Consider the following 859-nt stretch of genomic DNA (forward strand, 5'->3'; position numbering starts at 1 on the left):
GAACCCCTGGAAGGCCTGGGTCACGTTGCGGCCGCCGGCGGCTGCCACCAGCGCGTCGGCATGGGTGCCGCGGCCGGCGACCAGCGGCACGCCGCGGCCCAGCCCGATGATGAACAGCACCGGCAGCGGCGTGGCGACCGCGGCCGCCGCCGCGTCCAGCGCCGCCCAGTCGGCGGCGACGCTCCGGGCCAGGTCAGCGGCCCGGGGCGCGCGGCCCAGCGCGGCGCCGACGGCGGCGATCTTCTGCCCGACGGCCGCGATGCCGGCCCCGTCGGGGATGACCGCCAGGGTCAGCCCGCCGGCGCGCAGCACGTCGACCACCTGCGGCGGCCCGGCATCGCCGGACAGCAGCAGCAGGTCGGGCGCCAGCGACAGGATGCCCTCGGGCGGCAGGGCGCGCAGATAGCCGATCTGCGGCAGCGCCGCGGCCGCGCGCGGATAGAGGCTGGTGGTGTCGACCGCCACCAGCGACTCCCCCGCCCCCAGCGCATAGACCGCCTCGGTCAGCGCGCCGCCGACGGCGACGACGCGGCGCGGGGCCGCGGCGGCAGGGGCGGCGGCGGCCAGGCCCGCCGCCGCCAGCAGGGCGCGCCGCGCGATCATGCCGCCAGCGGCGCCGCGGCCAGGCCCTCGGCCAGGGCGCGCCAGGCGGGCAGCTCGCGCTGGCCGGGCTTGCGCGCGCCGCACAGCCTGGCGACGGCCTCGCCGCGCCCCTCCAGCAGCCCCATCGAGGTGACGGCGCCGCCCGCGGTGGGCTCCACCACGCCCCAGCTCCCCGCCACCCCCGCCCCCCTCAGGCGCCGGTCGAAGTCGGGGTCCCCGCCGTTGAACCACCCATGTGCCTCCAACCACCCGGAGA

2 protein-coding genes are annotated in these 859 nt (G+C 80.2%); both read right to left on the minus strand.

The features are described 5' to 3' along the window. Positions 1 to 603: ABC transporter substrate-binding protein (locus tag BKE38_RS30275; protein WP_076960723.1), on the minus strand; the 603-nt coding region annotated here is incomplete at its 3' end. Beyond that, positions 600 to 859: ChuX/HutX family heme-like substrate-binding protein (locus BKE38_RS30280; RefSeq protein WP_367596608.1), on the minus strand; the 260-nt coding region annotated here is incomplete at its 5' end. The genes BKE38_RS30280 and BKE38_RS30275, both read right to left, overlap by 4 nt.

This window comes from Teichococcus deserti, assembly GCF_001982615.1.
Classification (GTDB): domain Bacteria; phylum Pseudomonadota; class Alphaproteobacteria; order Acetobacterales; family Acetobacteraceae; genus Pseudoroseomonas; species Pseudoroseomonas deserti.